This window comes from Novosphingobium fuchskuhlense (assembly GCF_001519075.1).
In the GTDB taxonomy this organism is placed as follows: Bacteria; Pseudomonadota; Alphaproteobacteria; order Sphingomonadales; family Sphingomonadaceae; genus Novosphingobium; species Novosphingobium fuchskuhlense.
On sequence record NZ_KQ954246.1, the window covers coordinates 26,503 to 43,975 of the forward strand.

Genomic DNA, 17,473 nt, shown 5'->3' on the forward strand with positions numbered 1-17,473 from the left:
TCATGACCGAAGGCAGCGAAATCACCCGCCTCCAGAGCCAAGTCGACACCCTCAGCGCCGAGAACGCGAGCCTTGGCGAGGACGGTTTTCGCCGATCGAAGGCCGAGGCGCTGCTTGCATTTGAATATGACCGCATCCCCAACGTCGCGAAGACCCCGCACGCGATCGCCTTCCAGCGCCGGGTCGCGACAGCGGTGATGATCCTCGTCCCGATTGTGCTGGTCGCGGTCGCCGTCATTGGCGGGATCAACGCCTATCGGGATCACCAACGATCGGCGGAACTGAGGCAATTGGATGGTGCGTTGGAGAAGGACTTCCAGCAGCAACCGTCTCAGCATTGAAGCCATTTAATCGACATCACCCTTGATGTGACGATTCCGATCGTCGGCGTCCCGGCGCTTCTTGGCATAGCTTGCCTTCGCTTCCGCATCCTCCCCAGCAACCTTAGCCGCCCCACTTGCAATCGCCGCGCGCGCGGCGTCATCGCCCGGCGCATGATGCGCGCCAACACCTGGCGCTGACCCGGCGTGCCCGCCCGCCTGATGCGGGCCCCCGCCGCCGGCCGCCGGTCCCATCAGCGTATTGGACAGGTGGATCTGCGCTGGCCCCTTGACGGGGCCCATGGTCGCGGAAGGATCGACCAGCATCGCCTCGACCGGGCGGGTGCCGTTCGCCGCGTAGTCCTCAAGGATCTTCGCGACGATCAAGTTGCGGACTTCGCGTTGATGCGCGGAGGGGGCGGTGTTGGTGAGCGAGGGCGCGCCAAGATCGCGGAATTCGGGTGAGCCCGCCATTGCGGCATAGCGCGAGGCTACCACCTGGCTCATGTCGTCCGAAATCTGATACCCGTGTGCCTGCGAGTAGGACGCGATGCGTTCAAGCCGCGCACCGACCTCGTCGGACTGCGAGGCCTGGCGCTCCAACGACTGCGCTTGGGAGAAGTCGCGCTCGACCGCATGACGCTTTTCCGAGAAATTCTCGACGCGGTGGAAGGTGCCGTTACGCCAGTAGCCGCCATCGGTGAGCGTGATGTCCTCGCCATTGGCATGGTAGTGGGCGACGCTGGCGCTCTGGCTCTCGTTCTGCGCATCACTGGCATTGCGCGCTTCCTGATCGGCCGTGGTCTTGGCCCACTTGTGGTCCCATCCACCACCGACCGACGCCCCGACCTCACCGACGCCGAACTTGCCGCCAACACCGGCCTTCGCGCCAGCATTGAGGCTCCAGGTGTTGGTTTCGGCATGTCCCAGTGAGCGGCCCGACGACGTCATGTCGCCGATCGTCCGGCTCGACCCGGTCTGGTTCTTGGCATCGGCGCCCTGCCGATCGAACTGGCTCGTCGTGTTGCCACCTTGGACGCCGGCGGAGCCCTCACTGCCCGATGCATGGCGCGAGCCCGACGAAAACGCATTGAGCGTGCGAAGTCCATGCGACCAGCGTTCGCTCGACGTATCGCGCAGCTGATTGGCCCGGGAGTGATACTGCGCCCCGCTCTGCTGAAGGTTGGCAGTGACGCTCTGCATTTCGGAAGGTGAGAAGCCGAAATGGCTGATCCCGGGCGTCGTGTTGTAGACCGCCGACCCGTCCGCCATAGTGCTGGTGATCGTACCGTTGCTCCCGCGCATATTGATCTGCGGGACGCCGCTCGCTGCCAAATTCCAGGTCGGCGCAGTGTTCACCTGTCCACCTGTGGCATTCTGGAAGTGTTCGTTGCCGTAGGAGTAGTTGCCGGTCGTCCGCTCAACCGCGGCGGCCTCGGCCGCCTGCATGGCGGGCGCGAGCATGGCGCTGGTATTGGATGCGATCGACATCGCTCCCTTAGCCATGCCGGCGGCGAGCACCGGCACGAACATCAGCAGGTAACCGGCGAGCGTTTCCATGTTCTGGTCGATCGCGTCGATCCCGGACATGGTGGCCATGGTCATTCCGCCCGGCGCCAGCGCGGTGAGCTGCGCGGCGGAATACTGGGTGATGAACATGTGGAGCACCGCATAGATCGGCCCCCACGAGGCGAGATAGAAGAAGCCGGTCAGATAGCCCTTCAGCGCTGCGGTCCCGGTCTGCGGAAACAGGAACAGCGGGAAGACCACCGGGAACATCGCGTAAAAGACGATGGTCAGGACGAGATTCAGCACCGGCACCCAGGTCATCGCCTGTCGCGCCGCCGAGATGTAGGAATTCTGCGCCTGGACGTCGGCATGGAGCGCGGCGAAGGTGTCGCCGCCGCCGGCGCCGAAGTTCGCGCGCGCCTCCATGAAGGCGTTCACGAGGCTGCGCTGCTGGAAGATCGCTTGCGCGCTCATGCTGGTGCCGCCGTAGAAGGTCTGCGCCATCGACGGCAGGTCGTTCTGGAGCTGGGTCACCGCATTCGTAGCGGGCAGGTTCGGGTAGAACGAGGGGGCTGCCGCGTGAATTCCGGCAGTGCCGAGTGCCGGGTAAGCGGCCACGATGTTCCGATATGCCGTCTGACAACCAATGATCGAGGCTGTGCCGCCGCCGTTTGGTATCCATGTCGTCGAGCGCGCTGCGGACCCCGGGCCCAAAGCGGTCAGCAGGTCAGTCGAACTCGCCAGCGTTGACCACCCGTTCCCCTGGCCGAGGAGGATGTCGTAGAAGGTGCATTGCTGGAGGAAGCTCTCGACATTGGCCTTCATCACGGGGTCGGCAATCGTGAACTGCTTGGTGAGGTCGTTGAGCCGGGTCGGATAGACCATGCCGCCTGAGGTATATTCAAGCGCCGCCGGCATCGTGAAAACGCTCTCGGCGGTGTTCGTCAGCCAGTTGTTGGCCTGGCTCGAGAACGAGGCAACGACCGCGAGGCCGAGCGGCACATTGGCAACGGCACCATTGCCGATGGTTGGGTTGATGGTGTCCGAGACGACCACGGTCGTCGTTGGCACAATCATGCACATGTACATGGCGGTCGCCGACAGGAACCAGTTCAGCAGCACCTTCCAGTTCAGCGAGAAGGCCATGATGAGCAGGCTGTAGCCGAGCCCCATCACCATCACGACCTGGAGCATCGAGCGGAAGCCGCCGCCGCCAGTCCAGGCGGCGACGGCGTTCAGGACGTTGACGATATACTGGCCACCGCCGCTGGTGATGACGTTGACGGTCATGCCCAACTCTCCCGGTTTCTCATTGCAGCGGGTGCTGGCCCAGCGACTTCTCGAACTGGAGCGCGGCGGTCATCTGCGGGGACATCGAATTGCGCAGCGTTCCCTCGATGCGGATTGTGCGGTCGAGGATCTGCTCGGTGCGCGTCAGGCGCTCGGAATTGTGCATCACTTGGGCATCGAGGGTATGGGTGACTTCGCGCAGCTGGTCCTGCCACTGCTTCAGCGTCATCGGATCGGCGTTCTGGAACGACGCCTGGCCATCGGTGACCATCTTGTAGAACTGCTGGACGACGGTCTCGAGCAGATCGACCGAGGTGATCTCGGCGAGGCTGGAGAGGTCGGCGGTGTTCATGCCGCCAAAGCTCGCTGCGGCATTGACCACCATGATCTTGTAGAGCGGAATGGTCGTAGCGCCGAGCAGGCCGATCTCCTCGCTGGTCAGCTGCTGGTTGCCCTGGATGCGCCCGGCAATGTCGATCAAGAGATTGTAGACCCTGGTCTTGAGCGCCGATGCACTCGACACCGTCAGCGTCGATTGGGTCGGGTTGAGGCACTGGTCGGTGGAATCGCAGGTGAAGACCTGCGCGCTCGATCCGCCGTCGAGCAGCGCGGTGATCAGCGCCGGATCGCCTTGCCCCAGGAACTTGTAAGTCGGGCCTTGGGAGTTGCTGGTGCCGGGTTGGTAGATCACGGTGCCGACGAGGCTCATCAGGTACTGTTTGAAGGTGGTGTCGAAGTTCGGGTACTTCTGTGTCAGCATCGACCAGGTGTAATTGTAGGGGCCGGCCGGGATCGTCTTGTCGGCGTTCGACGACAGCGTCGACGTCTGGCTACCGCCCGTGCCGCAACCCTGCGCGGAGGCAGCCCAGTCCGAGAAGATGCCCTGGCTGTTGCCGATGGTGGCGCAGAAGTGGGAATCGCGCGCGCCGACCATGCCGGCGAGGCCCGCCGCCACCTGTTCGCCGGCCTGACAGGCGTTGAGGCTGTGCTGGGTGAACTGCTGGAGCTTCTGCATTACCTTCTCGATCGACGAGCCGATCTGCGAGGAGATCGCATTGATCGCGAGGTCGAAGACGAAGGCGAGCGCGCCGTTTGCCGCGGCCTTCATGGCGGCGACGATCTGGTCGGTGTTGATGAACGAGAAGCTGCCGGTGAAGATGTCGATGCCGCCGCAGCCGGCCTTGACGCTCGGCATTTGGAGCGAGCCCAGTTGATAGGTCTGCTGCGCCGGGAAGCGGACCCAGAGGTTGCCCCCCGAGTAGTAGCCACCCTGCTGGCCGTTGTAGGCGACCGGCCCGGTGACGTTGGCCGACCCGCCCAGGCTGGTGAAGAAGGAGCCCAACTGGCCGTTGACGTCGGCCTCGGCGGCCGAGACCAGCACGATGTTCGAGCAGGCGAGCACGCTCAGCCAGCAGCCGATTACGCGCAGCAGGGCGCGCCAGCCTGTCCCTGAGGCGCCCATCAGAAGTCGCTCCCGGGCTTGACGCTGGTGAGGTAGAAGATGCGTTGCAGCACCTCGTCCTCGGCCATGACGCCGTAGCCGATGGGAATCGGCTTCTTGAGGTAGGTGTCGAACAGCACCAGCGCCGGCACCTGTCCGCCTTCGAGGCCCATCTTTTCGTACTGACCGTGATTGATGACGAAGCGCGGGAACGCCGGATTGGGGCCGCCGTCCATCGAGACCGGCAGCACCGAGAGGTGGTACTTGTTGGCGAGGTTGCGGACGATCGGCGAGAAGATTTCGCAGGCGCCGCAGCTCGCCGAGTAGAACAGGAACAGCCCGTAGCGTTCCGAGAGGCTGGCGATCGTCGCCTCGCGATCCGACTTGCGCTGTTCGAGCCAGGCCGATTTGCCGAGCGTGCCCACCGGGCGCTGCAGCGTGTAGTCGAGATCGGGGTGCTGCCAGATCGCCCGCTCCCAGACATCAGCGAACATCGAGGCACGGTCGAGCTGTTCGCGCTGGTAGCGGACATAGGCGATGATGTTTTCGCTGGTCGGCTCGAGCACGGCCTTGGCCTTCAGCTCCTCGAGGCGTGCGCCGATCTGGTCGAGCCGCTGGCGATAGGTGACGCTGGGCGCGGCCGGATCGGCGGGTTTGCGGGTCACAGGTTTAGGCCGCTCGCAATAGAACCAGGTTCCGAGCTTGCGCTCGCCGCAATAGAACGGATCCTGCCCAGGCACTGCTGCCGGCTCATCGACGCCGGTCACCGTTTCCGGCGCGGTATCAGGCTGATCGGGCACGCGGTCGCTATCGGCGACAATGTCCTCGGCCGCGTGGCTGCCATCCATCGCGCGCGCAGGCGCGGCTAGCGCCGATGCGGGAATGAGTGTGAGGGCAGCCAGGGCGGCCATCCCCGATACGGCAGTGCCGCCGGTCAAACGTCCGATCATCGTCGGGTTCCTTGTCGAGAGGGGCCGGCGCGGGATCATGGTCCCGTCCCCGGGCCGTGGTTCTGGTAGTAGGCCTGGACCTTTTGCTGAATCTCGGTCGAGGTCTGGAGCGAGTTCGGCAGCGACACCGCGCTGGTGAAGTCCGAGAAGACTTCGGTGAAATCCATCTTAGAGAGGTCGAGCTGCGAGAACTGGGCGACGGTGAAGCCCGCGCAGTTGGCGCTCTTCGCCGTCCCGAAATTGAGGCCGAGCTGCGCCTTGCCCTGTTCCTGGATCACGCGGGCAAGCTTCGACTGGTAGCAACAGTAGGTTTTGCGCATGGTCGCGCAGACGAACAGGAAGTGCGACGAGCAATATTCGCCGACGTAGTGGCACAGGCCCAGGCGATCCTTGACGTCGAGCAGCATCTCCTCGCGCGAGCACAAGAGCAGCGGCAGGAACTGGGTGACCAGGCCGAGCAGCATGGTGAAGTTGCCGGTGAGCAGCCCGGTCATGGCGGTGACGGCCGAGGCCCCGGTCAGCAGACCCGACACCTTGCCCGCGCAGCAGTTGACGAGCCCGAACAGCGGCTTGTGGCAACCGGTCGCCTGGCCGTCGAAGATCGTGAGATTGGCCGTGTCGAACTGCTTGGTGGCATCGCCCATTGCGTTGATCGCGGTCAGCGCCTTGGCGAGGTCCGGCGAGGCCGAACGGGGAAGCTGGGTGCAGCTGCCATCAAGGCAATAGACGTCGCCGCTGCACGAATAGGCCGGGCTGCCGGTCGATGCCGCCGGCGTCGTGCATTTGTAGATCTCGCTCCTGACCTGGCACGGGCCATTCTGCGGATCGTCGAGGCAAACCTCGTGGTCAAAGCTGCAATTGCTCTTGGCCTGCAACGCCGAGCAGTCGTTGGCGCTGGTCAGCGTGCCGCACTGGTAGGTCGCCTGCCACTGCCAGCAGTCGTGGGTGACCGGCACGCCCCCCACGATCCGGGTAGCAGGTGACGAGTCGACGCAGACTTGCGTGGGCGGCATGCAGCTCATCCCGCCCGCGCCGCCGGGTCCCGACGCGGTCGCGGTAGCAATGCAGTTCGCACCCGAAACCGTTGTTCCTGCTGGGCATGAATAGGTGGCGCTCGCGGCCTGCGCCTGGCTCTGGGTGCAGGTCGTGCCATCGACGATGAAGCCGGTCGGGCACGAATAGGCGGGCGTTGCCGCCTCCGACGCGATGCATTGCGTACCCGAAAGCGCCATCCCGGTGGGGCAGGCGTAAGCGGGGCTCGCGGCGATCGTCGTCGCCAGCGTGCAATTCGTGCCCGTCAGTGTCCAGCCCGTCGGGCAGGCATAGCTGATGCTGGCAGCCTGCGTGCCGGTCCCGGTGCAGGTGGTGCCCGAGAGGGTATAGCCGGCCGGGCATCCGTAGCTTGCCGACGCCGCCTGGCTGGCCGTCGAAACGCATTGGTTCCCCGACAGCTTGGCGGCCGGCGGACAGCTATAAGTGGCGCTGGCGCCTTGGCTCAGCGTCTCGGAACAGATGGTACCGCTCAGCGTGAAGCCAATCGGGCAGGTGTAGAGCACGCTTGCCGCCTGCGATGCCGTGGTCGTGCAATTGGCGCCGGACAGGGTTCCGCCCGACGGGCAGACATAGGCGACATCGGCAGGCTGCGAGGTGCTGGTGATGCAGGTCGAACCTGACAGCGTCCCGCCCGAGGGACAGCTGTAGGTTGGCGTTGCAGCTTGCGTCGATGCGCCGGTGCAGGTTGCGCCGACATAGCTGGCCCCGGGCACCCCCGGCACGCCGGCGACACCGGTCTCGTCGTAGCAACCGCTGCTGGTGATGCAATAAGTGTTCGATGGGCCAGTGCCGAGGTTGGTCGAACCCGCACAGGTGTAGACGTAGTCGGTTTGGGTGAACTGGCTGCCGAGACCGTAATAATTATACCATGTCGTCTGCGGCGCCTGGCTGGTTTGCGAGGTCAACGAGCAAGTGGGCTCGCTGGCAAGGGTGCCGCAGTCCGTGAGCGTCGAGAGATAATATGTCTGGGTCGAGTACGAGTAGACGATGTCCCACTCCGAAGAATGGCACGCAAAGCGGAACTGGCTCGCCGTGCCGCCCGACGGGCAGGACATGGTTGCCGTCTGGTAGTTGACCGGTTGCGAACAGGTCGTGCCCGAAAGCGTCCAGCCCGAGGGGCATGACCAGGCTGCGCTTGCCGCATAGCTCGACGCGCCCGTGCAATTCGTCCCCGACAGGGTCAGTCCCGAAGGACACGAATAGCTCGTAGTGGCCGCATAGGACGTGGTCTGGACGCAGTTCGAGCCTGACACGGCATAGCCTGCGGGGCACGAGTAGGTTGGCGCGGCGGCCTGGGTCAGGACCTGCTGACAGACCGAGCCATTGAGCGTGTAGCCTGCCGGACAGGAGTAGCTGGGGCTCGCGGCCTGGCTGGTCGTTTGGGTACAGTTCGTGCCGGCCAGCGTCCACCCGGTGGGGCATGAATACTGGGTGCCGGCCGCCTGCCTGAGCGGCCCCGAGCACAAGGTGCCCGAACGGCTCCAACCGGCGGGGCAGGTGTAGGTCGGCGTTGCGGCCTGGCTCTGGTTGCTGGTGCAACTCGTGCCAGCGAGCACGAAGCCGCCGGGGCACGAATATCCCGATACCGTGGCTGGCTGGGTTTGCGTGCAGGTGGTGCCCGAGAGCGTGAAGCCGGCATTGCAGGTATAGCCGGTGAGATTCGCTGGCTGAACGGTGACGAGGCTGCACTCATTTCCGGCAAGGTGCCATCCCGAAGAGCAGGACCAGGTAACCGTTGCCGCCGTCGTCTGGACGCATTGGGTGCCCTGTTGGACGTAGCCCGTCGGGCAGGCGGAGGCGGTGCCGAGTTTGGCCTGACAATCGGAATTGTCGATCGATGAGCCCTGGTAAGTCTGAACCGGGCCATCGGCGCTGGCACCGGGCACTCCCGGTGCCTGGTCCATTGCCGGGGGCACGAGGCAATAGGTGGTGTGGTTGATACAGTAGGTATTCGACGCGCCGGTGCCGTAGTTAGTAGCGTCGGTGCATTGATAGGTTTTGTCGGTCTCCGTGAAGACCATGGCCCAACCTGCACCCGGCGGCCAGGTGGTCTGCGGCGCCTTCGTGGACTGGCTCACTTGTGAACATGTGGGCTGGCTTGCGAACGTGCCGCAGTCCGACACCTGAGCCAGATAATAGGTTTGGCTCAGGTTCGGGTTGAAGACGTCCCATTCGGACGTGTGGCAGGTGAATTGGTTGGTACTGGAAAGCTGGTTGTTCCACCCGATGCTGCAGGTGAAGCTGGTATCGCTTTCAGCCTGTCCGATCTGGCAGGAATCGTAGTACGTGCTCGGCGTGCCCGAGCTTGGCGGCAATTGCTGGCAATTGCCCTGGCTGCCGCCGGCGCCGATGCCGCCGCCGGTGAACGCGTTCGGGCTCGCTTCGACGGTTCGGGCGTTGGTGAGCCCCAGTGTGGACGTGTCCACAGTTGGACGATTGGGATTGGTGACAATCGCATAGGGCTCGCTGGTCACCGCCTTGACCGCGCCGTCACTGCCGAGGAGATCGGGCCGCGCCATGTATTGGCCCTGCGGCAGGTCCGAACCGCTGTAGCCGGGCACCGCGTTCGGCGCGCTCTGGCTGGTCACTGTGCCCGTCACCTGATCCTGCAACTGGCCGGCAATTTGTGCCGCCGTTGCCTTGGGATCGGTAGTCTGCGCCTGCAGGACCGATGTCGCGATCATCGACATGGCGCCGGCAAGGCAGGCAAGGGCAGAAAGGCACCTCACTCAGGCGCGTCCAGATTGGCGAGCGCGCGCTTGGCAACCGGAGCCCCTGGGCCCTGGCCATCGCGGAAAGTTTCGAGGGCAAAGTGCGTAGTGACGTTGCCCGCGAGGCGATCGAAGGGCGGCGGGGCGTTGGTGCAGTCAGGTGCCGAGCAAAGCGCGAAGCTCGAAGAGGCCGCGACATAGGTCGGCACGGCCTCGACGTGGTAGGCGCTGAACAGGCGCGGATCGATGCTGACATGCACGGCTTCGCCCTGGGCGGTGACCTTGCGCAATTGCTCCATGAAAGTGCGGCCGCCGCTGGCCGAGAAGCCGCGGAACACGACCACGCCGCCCGCTTTCGAGACGTCGGCGATTACACGTGACAACGAATCCGGAGGCATCGAAAGGCTGGCAAAGGCGATGAACATCGGCGCCGAGCGCGCTTCGGGTTTCATCGCTTGCCCGGCGTCCGCAACCAGCCCATCGAGATCGACGCCATCAACGCCCGGCTTGGTGCCGGTGGGTTTGAGAGCGGCAACCTTGTCGGTCGCGGCATCGACGAGGCTCTCAACGCTCGCGTGCTGCTCGGCATTGGCCTTGTCTTGGGCGTGCAGCACCTGATCCACGAACTGTGACAGGTCGGCGGCACCTGCCTTCGCCCGTTTGTCGATCGCCTCGAGATCGAGGCCATCGACCGTGGTTTGCGCGAGCGCGGCGCCGATACTGAGGGCCGCGATGGCGAGGCCGGCAAGGAGGTGACGTCTTGTCATGGCTCCCCTGTCAGAATGCGCAGCAATTGCGCTTGCGCCACACGAGGTAGCCGACGTCCTCGCCGATCACCGGGTACGTGTGGGAAGTGAGCTGGACGACGGTCGAGCCGCCGGGAGGCTGGCAGGCGAAGCGGCCTGAGGTCGCCGCCACGGGGTTCACCATCTGCAGCCGGTACTGCTGCTTCTTCATGATCGGCATGAGGTATTTGCCGCAAAGGCCTTGGCTGCCCATCGTCCCCCACGCGAGCGCGGTCCGGTGCATCTTGTAGACCATGCGTTCGGCCGCGAGCCGCATCGACTGGTCCATCGTCGTGTTGTTGCCGATGTTTCCGGTCATCGGGTACATCGAGCCGTTGCAGCCCGCGCACCAGAACAGTGCATCGAGCGGAAGCGCGGCGGTCGCGGCCACGCAGTCCGCCGCGCAGGCGACCTGCGCGAGCGGAAAATCGAACACCACCGTCTCGGGATAGACCAGCGCGGCCAGCGTATCGTCCTGCCAGGTCGGATCGAGCTCAGTCATGTAGGCAAGATCGAACGAGGCCTGTTCAAAGCAGATGAAATCCGCGAGCAATTCCAGGAGGTAGAACAGCGGATAGACGTAGTAGTGCGCCTGGTACTGGGCGGTCATCTCGGTGTTGCCGCCCTTCTGCGCCGCCGACGAGACGTGCCCATTGCCGACATACATGCCGGGATTGATCGTGATCCCGCCGAGGTTGGGGAAGCAGAAGGGCTTGGTCGTCACATCGACGAGCCGCACTGGCTCCCAGAAGCCGAACGACAGCCCGGGCCTGAGGCCGCACAGGCAGACCGGCAGCGACGGATTGGAGGGATCGGGCTTGTCGCCCGGCCAGAGGTCGAAGCCGCCGATCGACAGCGGGAAGAAGCAATCCCAGCAGATGTCGGTGATCGGGTTCGGAAAGTGCCCATGACAGGTCACCGACCCTTGCGCCGACGCGGCCTCTGCGGTCCCAAGCCCGACAAGCGCCAGCAGCGCGGCGAGAAGGCGCCGCGGCATCATTCCTCGCGCTCTCGCACCGCCCACGCATCGTCGGCGCGGATCTTGGCAGTGAGCCAACGCAAGCCGACGATGACGCTAGAGCCTGCAAGCGCCAGCCAGGCGAACGCGCCGATCGCCCGCAGGCAGGCCTGGGAAAGTGCCGGCACCGCGGCGGTCAAGACCGCCAGCATCGCGAGTCCGGTGATCAAGGTCACGCGCATGCGGCGCAGCTGCGGCGTTTCCGGCGCAGCCATCGGCGCAGGGAGCCGATCACCAATCGAGCGCTTGGCTGCGCCAAGGCGGGCGCGGATCCGCGTGACCATCATGGCGTTGCGCCTCCATGCGGGAGCGCCACCTCGCGGAGGTCGAGCGCATCGCCCTTCTGGACGAGAAGCGCGGGCGTGTGTTCAATGCCGAAGCGTGCGGTCAGCACGCCCTGCTGGTCGAAGTAGAAGCGGCGCTTGAGCTCGCTCATCCGATCAGTCGGCGAGCCCTTGACCAGCACGATCCAGAGCTTGTCAGCCGCGCCCTGCTTCAGGGCCCAGCTCACCTCATCGGTGCTGTCGCCATCGATGAAGGCAAAGGAATGGGCCATGCCCACCACGTGCAGCGGATTAAACCGCTGGCCCTTGGCGGCGATGATTGCCCCGCGCGCATTGCGGATGTCCTCGGCGAGCGTGACGCTGGGATCGAACGACCAGTGCCGATCGGAACTGGCGGGCGTGATGCCGGCAACTGCATGGGGACGCCGTACGCTTGCCTGGGCGGACTCGACGAACTTGCGGTTCATCGCATCAAGCGCCCCGCTCTGCTGGGCTGCCAGCAATCGCGCGCGGATCACCTGCAGCAGATCAGGCTCGGCAATCGCCCAGGTCGCGCCAAGCGTGCCGTAGTCTTTCGCCGAGGCCGGCGCGATGCCGATCAGCCAGGCGAACAGTGTAATGGCCACGAGGGTCGGGCGCGCGAGGCGGGTCACAAGATCGGCTCCCCGACCCCGAGCAGGCGATGCCCACAGACGAACCCGATCGCCGCATAGCGGCTGTCGAACCCGTCCTTGTGCGGGGTCGCCGCGAACACGCAGCCCGGCGGCACCTTCCCGATCGGTCCGGGGGTGAGGACTTCCCCCTGACGGGTGAGCGGCTTGAGGCGCGCGACTTCGTGGCCATTGACCAGGACCCCGGTGCCATCGCGGCTGATGGTGTCGCCGGCGACGCCATAGGCGATCTTGGCGAAAGGCTTCGGGCTCGTCCCGAAGTGCTTGATCACCAGCGGATCGCGGCCGGGATCGAAGACCACGTAGTCGCCGCGTTTGGGCACTCGCCCAGCTTCAACGAACAGTGCCCAGTTGGGCAGCGATTCGCTGGCATTGATGAAGATCGCATGCCGGTCGTGCCAGGCCTCGAGCGATTGTAGGCCAAGCCCGATTGCGACGAGCAGGCCCGCGCCGCCCCAGCGCTGCACCCACGCGGGAAGGCGCCGCTCGCACGGGGGGCGGATCGGATCACTTCGACTGGCCACCCTGCGTTCCCTGACTTTGGGTTTGGCCCTGGCTTTGGATCTGGCCCGGCCCTTGAAGCTGGCCCTGGGCGTCGAAGAACTGCTGCATCTGCGGCGACAGCCCCTCGGCCGTTCCGGTTTGCGGGTGGGGCACGTGGGCATAGACTTCGCGGCGGACGGCCATCGTGATGTCGGGGACGTCGCCGCCCACCACAGCATTGGCGAGCAGCACGGTCTCGCCGCGCGCGCCATGTGCGTTTACCGCGTCGCCCATCGCCTTCAGGAAGGTGGCGGTTTCTGCGGTGATGCGACCGGACGGGACGCCTGAACGTGCCTCGTTCTGAACGAATTCACGCACCAGCTCGGCGAGCTGGACCTTAACGAGGTGCGGGCCGCTGCGGCGCAGGTCGATGATCGCGTGGCTCGCCCATACGCCCCAGAGCAGGACCCCGGCCCCAAGGGCGACAGCCAACATGCGGCGGTATTCGGCGCGGAACCTGCCGTACTCACTCATGGTCGGAAACTCCGAGGGCGCGCGTGAAGCTGGCGCGGCGGAAGAAGGCGACCGCGACGAAGGCAAGCGCGAAGGCATAGGCGATGATGTGGTTGAACTGTCCCTGCCGCGCGGACGATGCAGCGACGTAGCGGTCGGCGAGATTGGCGAGCTGCGCCATGGTGAGCGGCAACGAGAAGCTGCCGATCGCGAAGAAAACGAGCGCGACAATGCCGGCTGCGGCCAGCGTGTTCACCGCCAGCCATCCCGAAAGCCGCAAGGCTGCGGCGGCAATCGCGCCCCAGTCGAGCGGATGGCGCTGCCCGCTCATGGTGCGTTGCCCTTCAGGGGATCGGTGCGACCGGCAAAGGCGACCGTCTCGATCGCGTCCGCCATCGATGCGCCATGCTCGATCTGCGCTTCGATGCGGGCATAGGTCGCCGGGCTCGAGGAATAGAGCGTCGCCGAAAACGGATCGAGCACGAGCCGGCAGACGGTCTGGGTTTCGGGACCGCGGATCAGAAGGTCGGAATAGTCGGTGCCTTGGCGTTTCAGCGAGCGCAGCAGCGCATCAGTGTAGTTGTCCATCTCGAAGCGATCGGACTTGCGGAAGTCCGCGATCGTCTCGGGCTTCTGCTGGAGCACCAGCATCCAGTCGGAATTCTCGAGCGCTGCCTTCGAACCGCCCGACTTGTAGAAGTCGTTGATCGACTGGGTCGCGGTGATGAGCGACGAGCCGTACTTGCGGCAGGTGCGCGAATAGGTCTCGACGAAGTCGGCCATCGCGCCGCCCTGAAGCATCTGCCAGGCCTCATCGATGATCAGCGCCTTGGGCCGCGCGCGGTCGAGTTTGCGCATCGTCTGCGAGGCGACGAACATGATCGAGGTGAGCACCACGCTGCGCAGTTCCTCACGCGAGGCGAGGTCGGAGAGCTCGAACACGGTGAGATCGGCCGAGAGATCGAGATTGGTTGCCCCGAGGAAGAACTGTCCGAAGGTGCCTTTTTCCGAGAACGGGAGCAGCGCGGTCGCGAGATCGTCGGCCTGGGGGTGGCCTGCTTCGCGCAGCGCCGCCATCACCGCATCGACGGTCCCATCGCGTCCATGCGCCGACCACACCGCGTTGACCGCCGCGTCGATCAGTCCGCGCTCGGTATCATTAAGCCGATTCTCGTAGCGCGCCATTTGGCTGACGATGGCTTTGAGCATCGCCATGCAGTCAACGAGGTAGTCTTCGTCCGCATCGGCCTGATCGAGGTCGATCATCCGGAACGGGTTTAGGGAAATCCCCGCCGACTGGCGAAACTCGGTGAAGGTGCCGCCGAGCGCCTTGGCCATGTGCTCGAACGAGCGCCCGTCATCGATGACGATGACCTTGGCATTGACCCCGGCAAAGCTCGCGGTGAGGTCCTGCAGCAGAACCGACTTGCCCGAGCCCGACTTGCCGGCAATCGCGACATTGTGGTTGCCGGCCGAGTTTTGGAACGGCGACCAGAACTGCGGTTGCCCGCGCCGGCCGACAAACAGCAGGTGGGGAATATGCCCGCCGTTGTACTCGCCCTGCACGGGCGCCAGCGAGGCGACGTTGGCGGAAAGCACCGTGCGGAAGCGGCGCATCCGTGTGAGATCGGCCGAGAGCCCATCTGCCAGTAGCAGCGGAAACGAGGCCATCAGGCCGCCCAATTGCAGGTAGGTTTCGTCGATCAGGTCCCAGCCGGCGGCCTTGTAGATCGCCTTCAGGGTGCGTTCGTTAACGTCGCCGCGGCCCTTGGGCGCCAGCATGGTAACGCTGTAGTAGATCTGGACCAGCTTCTGCCCGAGGCGGACCTGCTGCTGCACATGCTGCCATTCGACCGACTGGCTCTTGAGCTGCGGCACCAGTTTTGCCGCCTTGCCGTCGGCCAGCGAGGTCGTGCGCGTGAATTTCCAGCCCGCCTTGGTCTCGGACACGTCGGAAGCAGGGATGACCCCGGAGATCGACTGAAGCACGGGACACGGCAGGCAAAGCTTGGGATTGAACACGTCGCCGATGACCTTCTGGGTATCCCAGGGTGCCCAGCGCTCGGGGAAATAGCGCACCGACATCGTGCGCACGTCGAACTCGTGGGGGCTGTACTCGGCAAAGTCGGGGGCGCCATCGGCGACGAGACCGGACGGCCGCAGCGAGGGTGCCTCGAGGATCAGCCTGTCGCGCTCGATGCGGGTGACGAGATCGCGGCGCACGCATTGCTCGTTGATCGGATCGAACGGCGAGTAGTCGGGTGCATCGTCGCCCGCGCCCGTCGAAGGGCACACGACGTCGTCGATGAAGCGGATCAATTCGGTCGGATCGAGGACGCGCGTGGCGACGTTGATCGAATCGAAGGCCGAAACGAGCCCTTCGCGGATTGCCAACAGTTGCTCGGCATCGATGCCCGCGCTCTGGCCGACGCCAACGGCAAGCAGCACACGGAAGTGGCGCAGATGGAACGGGCCGTCGCTCGCCAGCGAAGACCAGGCTCCTTTTCGCAGCAGGTCGAGCCGGTAGCGGGCGAGCTTGTCGAACACCGCGCCGGCACGCACGCGCGGCAGCGCCCATTCCTGCAGCTTTTCGGCGATGCGGGGGCTGGCGTAATTGATGAGCTGGAATTCGCAGCCGGGCAGCAGGATGTCCGAAAACACCGAATTCAGGATGTCGCCGATGCGCTCGTCGGCACCGACCAGTGGCGCCAGTTCGAGTATGAAGCCCTTCGAGCGGGTCAGATGGAACAGCTGCTCGCCGGGGCTGTAGGCGCGGTATCCAAGGAAATGCGCGAGCATCGGGACATCCCGGGAGGCCGGACGAGCCTCGGGCTTTTGCGTGTCGCCGGTGACGAGTTCGGTGAGACGGGCCAGCATTTGAGGTCAGTTCCCCGCCGGCGGAAAGCTGGCGACCGGCTTGGCATCGGGCTTTGCGGGCATCGCCGGCGTCGCGCTGCCGCCTGCGCGTCCTGCGTTCGACAGAATTTCCTTCACCTGATCCTTGATCGCATCGAGCGCACCGGGACGAGCCGCTTGCGTTCCGGCGTGGGTGTCCGGCGCAGGCGCCAGCTTGTCATCGCTCTTGGCGGGTCGATCGGCGGTTTGCGGCGGCGCGGGCATCGCCGCGATCTCGGGCGCCATTTCCGCAATCGCGAGCAGGCTGCCGGTATCTGTGCCGCCAAGGCTGCGGCGATCGAGCGGGGTGATGGCGCGAGGCACGGCGGGCGCAACGTCCACCGGCGTATAGGCCGTGGTGCGCGGGTGCAGCTGGCCGGCGGCATCGTGCCACTCTGGATAGACGATCCTGAGTTCTGGGCGCGCGCCGCGCACGAAGACCCATTCGCGGTTTCTCGCGGTCCGTCCCAGTCCCGCGTCGGTAGCCTTTTGCGGCCGCTCGGCGCGCGATTCGGAATCGGCTGCCGACTTGTCGCTGCCATGTTCGTCCTGTCCTCCAATCTCGTGGATGGCGGCATCGTCTATGCGCATCGAGGGCGCGCAGGTGCCCTTCGGGGCCGAGCAGGCGAACCCGCCCTTGATGTTGGAATGGAAAAGCGAGCAGCCCGACAGCGCGACGAGGCTGGCAAGCACGATCGGCGGGGCCAGGCGCATGGGATCACGCTCCTCCCTTGAGCCAGGCTTCGAGGAATTCCCGGGGCCGGAAGCCGAGGACGACGGCGCCGTCACCGCGCACAATCACCGGTGTTCCGGTAAAGCCATGACCTTGCGCGAACCGCTCGTTGGCATCGAGGCCGCTGGTATCGCAGGCCCTCTTGGCAATTTCCTGGTCGGAATAGGCCTTCTCGACCGCGCCGATACGGTCTTCCGCGCAGATCACCGCATCGGAAATCGCGCGCGTTCCGAGCACCGAGATCGGCCGTTCGGAGACGTGAACCCCCATCGTCTTGAGGGTCTGGTGAAGCATCCGGCAATAGCCGCAGTGGAAATCGCTGAAGACGGTGACGCTGGGACCAGGTCCGCCCCATTCGATCGCGCCATTGGCGGGAAGCCCCGCCAGCGACACCTTCTGTGCCATGCTGGGGCTCGCCGATGGCGCAGGTTGCCCGTGCCCGTCACGGATGTAGGCGGTTTGCGTGCCTTCATCGCTGGCGGACGGCGCGCCGCCGAGCAGGAGATCCGGGTTGATCTCCAGCAGGCGGGCCGCCGTCAGATCCTGCCGCGTTTCCATGTCGTAAACGCGCCCGACGATGAGGTAGCGCGCCGTGGCATCGACGTAAAAGATGTTCGTCCCGGCCTGGACCTCACAGATGCCCGGAACCTTGGCGCAATCGACATGCGCGACCTGCGTGCGGGGCAGCCGTGCGGCGATGGCATGGGCAACCGCCTCGCCATTCGCCGGGCCTGCGAAGCTCGGCGCCGGGCTGGTGGTGATGCCCGCCAGTGCGGCAAGGCCAATGAGTTTGAGACCTGTCATGGCAAGCATTCCC

Annotated in this window: 15 protein-coding genes; 1 reads left to right on the top strand and 14 read right to left on the bottom strand. The window is 65.2% G+C overall.

Annotation, left to right across the window (positions count from 1 at the left end):
- Positions 1–2: 2 nt before the first annotated feature.
- On the top strand, positions 3–341 hold the full coding sequence (locus AQZ52_RS14080) for a hypothetical protein (RefSeq protein WP_067912293.1): 339 nt from the start codon (positions 3–5) through the stop codon (positions 339–341).
- A 6-nt stretch (positions 342–347) separates the two neighbouring features.
- On the opposite strand, the gene AQZ52_RS14085 is transcribed toward AQZ52_RS14080, so the two are convergent.
- Genes AQZ52_RS14085 through AQZ52_RS14150 form a run of 14 tightly spaced genes read right to left on the bottom strand, consistent with a single transcriptional unit; the run spans position 348 to position 17,460 of the window.
- A complete protein-coding gene (locus AQZ52_RS14085; protein ID WP_067912296.1) occupies positions 348–3,119 on the bottom strand; it encodes a conjugal transfer protein TraG N-terminal domain-containing protein in 2,772 nt (923 codons plus the stop codon).
- A gap of 19 nt (positions 3,120–3,138) precedes the next feature.
- Positions 3,139–4,581 carry a conjugal transfer protein TraH gene (locus tag AQZ52_RS14090; protein ID WP_067912299.1) on the bottom strand — a complete coding sequence of 481 codons (1,443 nt, stop codon included), beginning with the start codon at positions 4,579–4,581 and terminating at the stop codon, positions 3,139–3,141.
- Positions 4,581–5,510, bottom strand: coding sequence for a conjugal transfer protein TraF (locus AQZ52_RS14095; protein WP_067912302.1), 930 nt, complete (start codon positions 5,508–5,510; stop codon positions 4,581–4,583). Before AQZ52_RS14095 ends, AQZ52_RS14090 begins: the two co-directional genes overlap by 1 nt.
- Before the next feature lie 35 nt (positions 5,511–5,545).
- The gene (gene traN / locus AQZ52_RS19125) at positions 5,546–9,247 is read right to left on the bottom strand and encodes a conjugal transfer protein TraN (RefSeq protein WP_240481746.1); all 3,702 of its coding nucleotides are present in this window, start codon (positions 9,245–9,247) and stop codon (positions 5,546–5,548) included.
- 41 nt (positions 9,248–9,288) lie between these two features.
- Positions 9,289–10,041, bottom strand: coding sequence for a type-F conjugative transfer system pilin assembly protein TrbC (trbC, locus tag AQZ52_RS14105; RefSeq protein WP_067912304.1), 753 nt, complete (start codon positions 10,039–10,041; stop codon positions 9,289–9,291).
- A gap of 10 nt (positions 10,042–10,051) precedes the next feature.
- Entirely contained in the window at positions 10,052–11,056 is a 1,005-nt protein-coding gene (traU, locus tag AQZ52_RS14110) for a conjugal transfer pilus assembly protein TraU (protein ID WP_067913955.1), read from the bottom strand.
- Positions 11,056–11,364: a hypothetical protein gene (locus AQZ52_RS14115; protein WP_067912307.1), complete on the bottom strand. Its 309-nt coding sequence runs from the start codon at positions 11,362–11,364 to the stop codon at positions 11,056–11,058. The genes traU and AQZ52_RS14115 overlap by 1 nt, the downstream gene beginning before the upstream one ends.
- On the bottom strand, positions 11,361–12,014 hold the full coding sequence (gene traW, locus AQZ52_RS14120; RefSeq protein ID WP_240481666.1) for a type-F conjugative transfer system protein TraW: 654 nt from the start codon (positions 12,012–12,014) through the stop codon (positions 11,361–11,363). The genes AQZ52_RS14115 and traW overlap by 4 nt, the downstream gene beginning before the upstream one ends.
- Positions 12,011–12,556 carry a S26 family signal peptidase gene (locus AQZ52_RS14125; protein WP_067912309.1) on the bottom strand — a complete coding sequence of 182 codons (546 nt, stop codon included), beginning with the start codon at positions 12,554–12,556 and terminating at the stop codon, positions 12,011–12,013. The genes traW and AQZ52_RS14125 overlap by 4 nt, the downstream gene beginning before the upstream one ends.
- Complete coding sequence (locus tag AQZ52_RS19130) at positions 12,540–13,049, bottom strand: TrbI F-type domain-containing protein (protein WP_067912312.1); 510 nt, start codon at positions 13,047–13,049, stop codon at positions 12,540–12,542. Before AQZ52_RS19130 ends, AQZ52_RS14125 begins: the two co-directional genes overlap by 17 nt.
- Entirely contained in the window at positions 13,042–13,359 is a 318-nt protein-coding gene (locus AQZ52_RS14135; protein ID WP_240481668.1) for a hypothetical protein, read from the bottom strand. Before AQZ52_RS14135 ends, AQZ52_RS19130 begins: the two co-directional genes overlap by 8 nt.
- Positions 13,356–15,905, bottom strand: a complete 2,550-nt coding sequence (gene traC, locus AQZ52_RS14140; protein WP_067912315.1) for a type IV secretion system protein TraC — start codon at positions 15,903–15,905, stop codon at positions 13,356–13,358. Before traC ends, AQZ52_RS14135 begins: the two co-directional genes overlap by 4 nt.
- A 6-nt stretch (positions 15,906–15,911) precedes the next feature.
- Positions 15,912–16,637, bottom strand: coding sequence for a hypothetical protein (locus AQZ52_RS14145; RefSeq protein WP_067912318.1), 726 nt, complete (start codon positions 16,635–16,637; stop codon positions 15,912–15,914).
- Between the two features lie 4 nt (positions 16,638–16,641).
- On the bottom strand, positions 16,642–17,460 hold the full coding sequence (locus AQZ52_RS14150; protein WP_067913965.1) for a DsbC family protein: 819 nt from the start codon (positions 17,458–17,460) through the stop codon (positions 16,642–16,644).
- Positions 17,461–17,473: the final 13 nt, after the last annotated feature.

Excerpts from the sequence above, each read along its gene's own strand:
- AQZ52_RS14080 (WP_067912293.1), top strand. The coding sequence starts at position 3 with ATGACCGAAGGCAGCGAAATCACCCGCCTCCAGAGCCAAGTCGACACC.
- AQZ52_RS14085 (WP_067912296.1), bottom strand. The coding sequence starts at position 3,119 with ATGACCGTCAACGTCATCACCAGCGGCGGTGGCCAGTATATCGTCAAC.
- AQZ52_RS14090 (WP_067912299.1), bottom strand. The coding sequence starts at position 4,581 with ATGGGCGCCTCAGGGACAGGCTGGCGCGCCCTGCTGCGCGTAATCGGC.
- AQZ52_RS14095 (WP_067912302.1), bottom strand. The coding sequence starts at position 5,510 with ATGATCGGACGTTTGACCGGCGGCACTGCCGTATCGGGGATGGCCGCC.
- traN (WP_240481746.1), bottom strand. The coding sequence starts at position 9,247 with ATGATCGCGACATCGGTCCTGCAGGCGCAGACTACCGATCCCAAGGCA.
- trbC (WP_067912304.1), bottom strand. The coding sequence starts at position 10,041 with ATGACAAGACGTCACCTCCTTGCCGGCCTCGCCATCGCGGCCCTCAGT.
- traU (WP_067913955.1), bottom strand. The coding sequence starts at position 11,056 with ATGCCGCGGCGCCTTCTCGCCGCGCTGCTGGCGCTTGTCGGGCTTGGG.
- AQZ52_RS14115 (WP_067912307.1), bottom strand. The coding sequence starts at position 11,364 with ATGATGGTCACGCGGATCCGCGCCCGCCTTGGCGCAGCCAAGCGCTCG.
- AQZ52_RS19130 (WP_067912312.1), bottom strand. The coding sequence starts at position 13,049 with ATGAGTGAGTACGGCAGGTTCCGCGCCGAATACCGCCGCATGTTGGCT.
- AQZ52_RS14135 (WP_240481668.1), bottom strand. The coding sequence starts at position 13,359 with ATGAGCGGGCAGCGCCATCCGCTCGACTGGGGCGCGATTGCCGCCGCA.
- traC (WP_067912315.1), bottom strand. The coding sequence starts at position 15,905 with ATGCTGGCCCGTCTCACCGAACTCGTCACCGGCGACACGCAAAAGCCC.
- AQZ52_RS14145 (WP_067912318.1), bottom strand. The coding sequence starts at position 16,637 with ATGCGCCTGGCCCCGCCGATCGTGCTTGCCAGCCTCGTCGCGCTGTCG.
- AQZ52_RS14150 (WP_067913965.1), bottom strand. The coding sequence starts at position 17,460 with ATGACAGGTCTCAAACTCATTGGCCTTGCCGCACTGGCGGGCATCACC.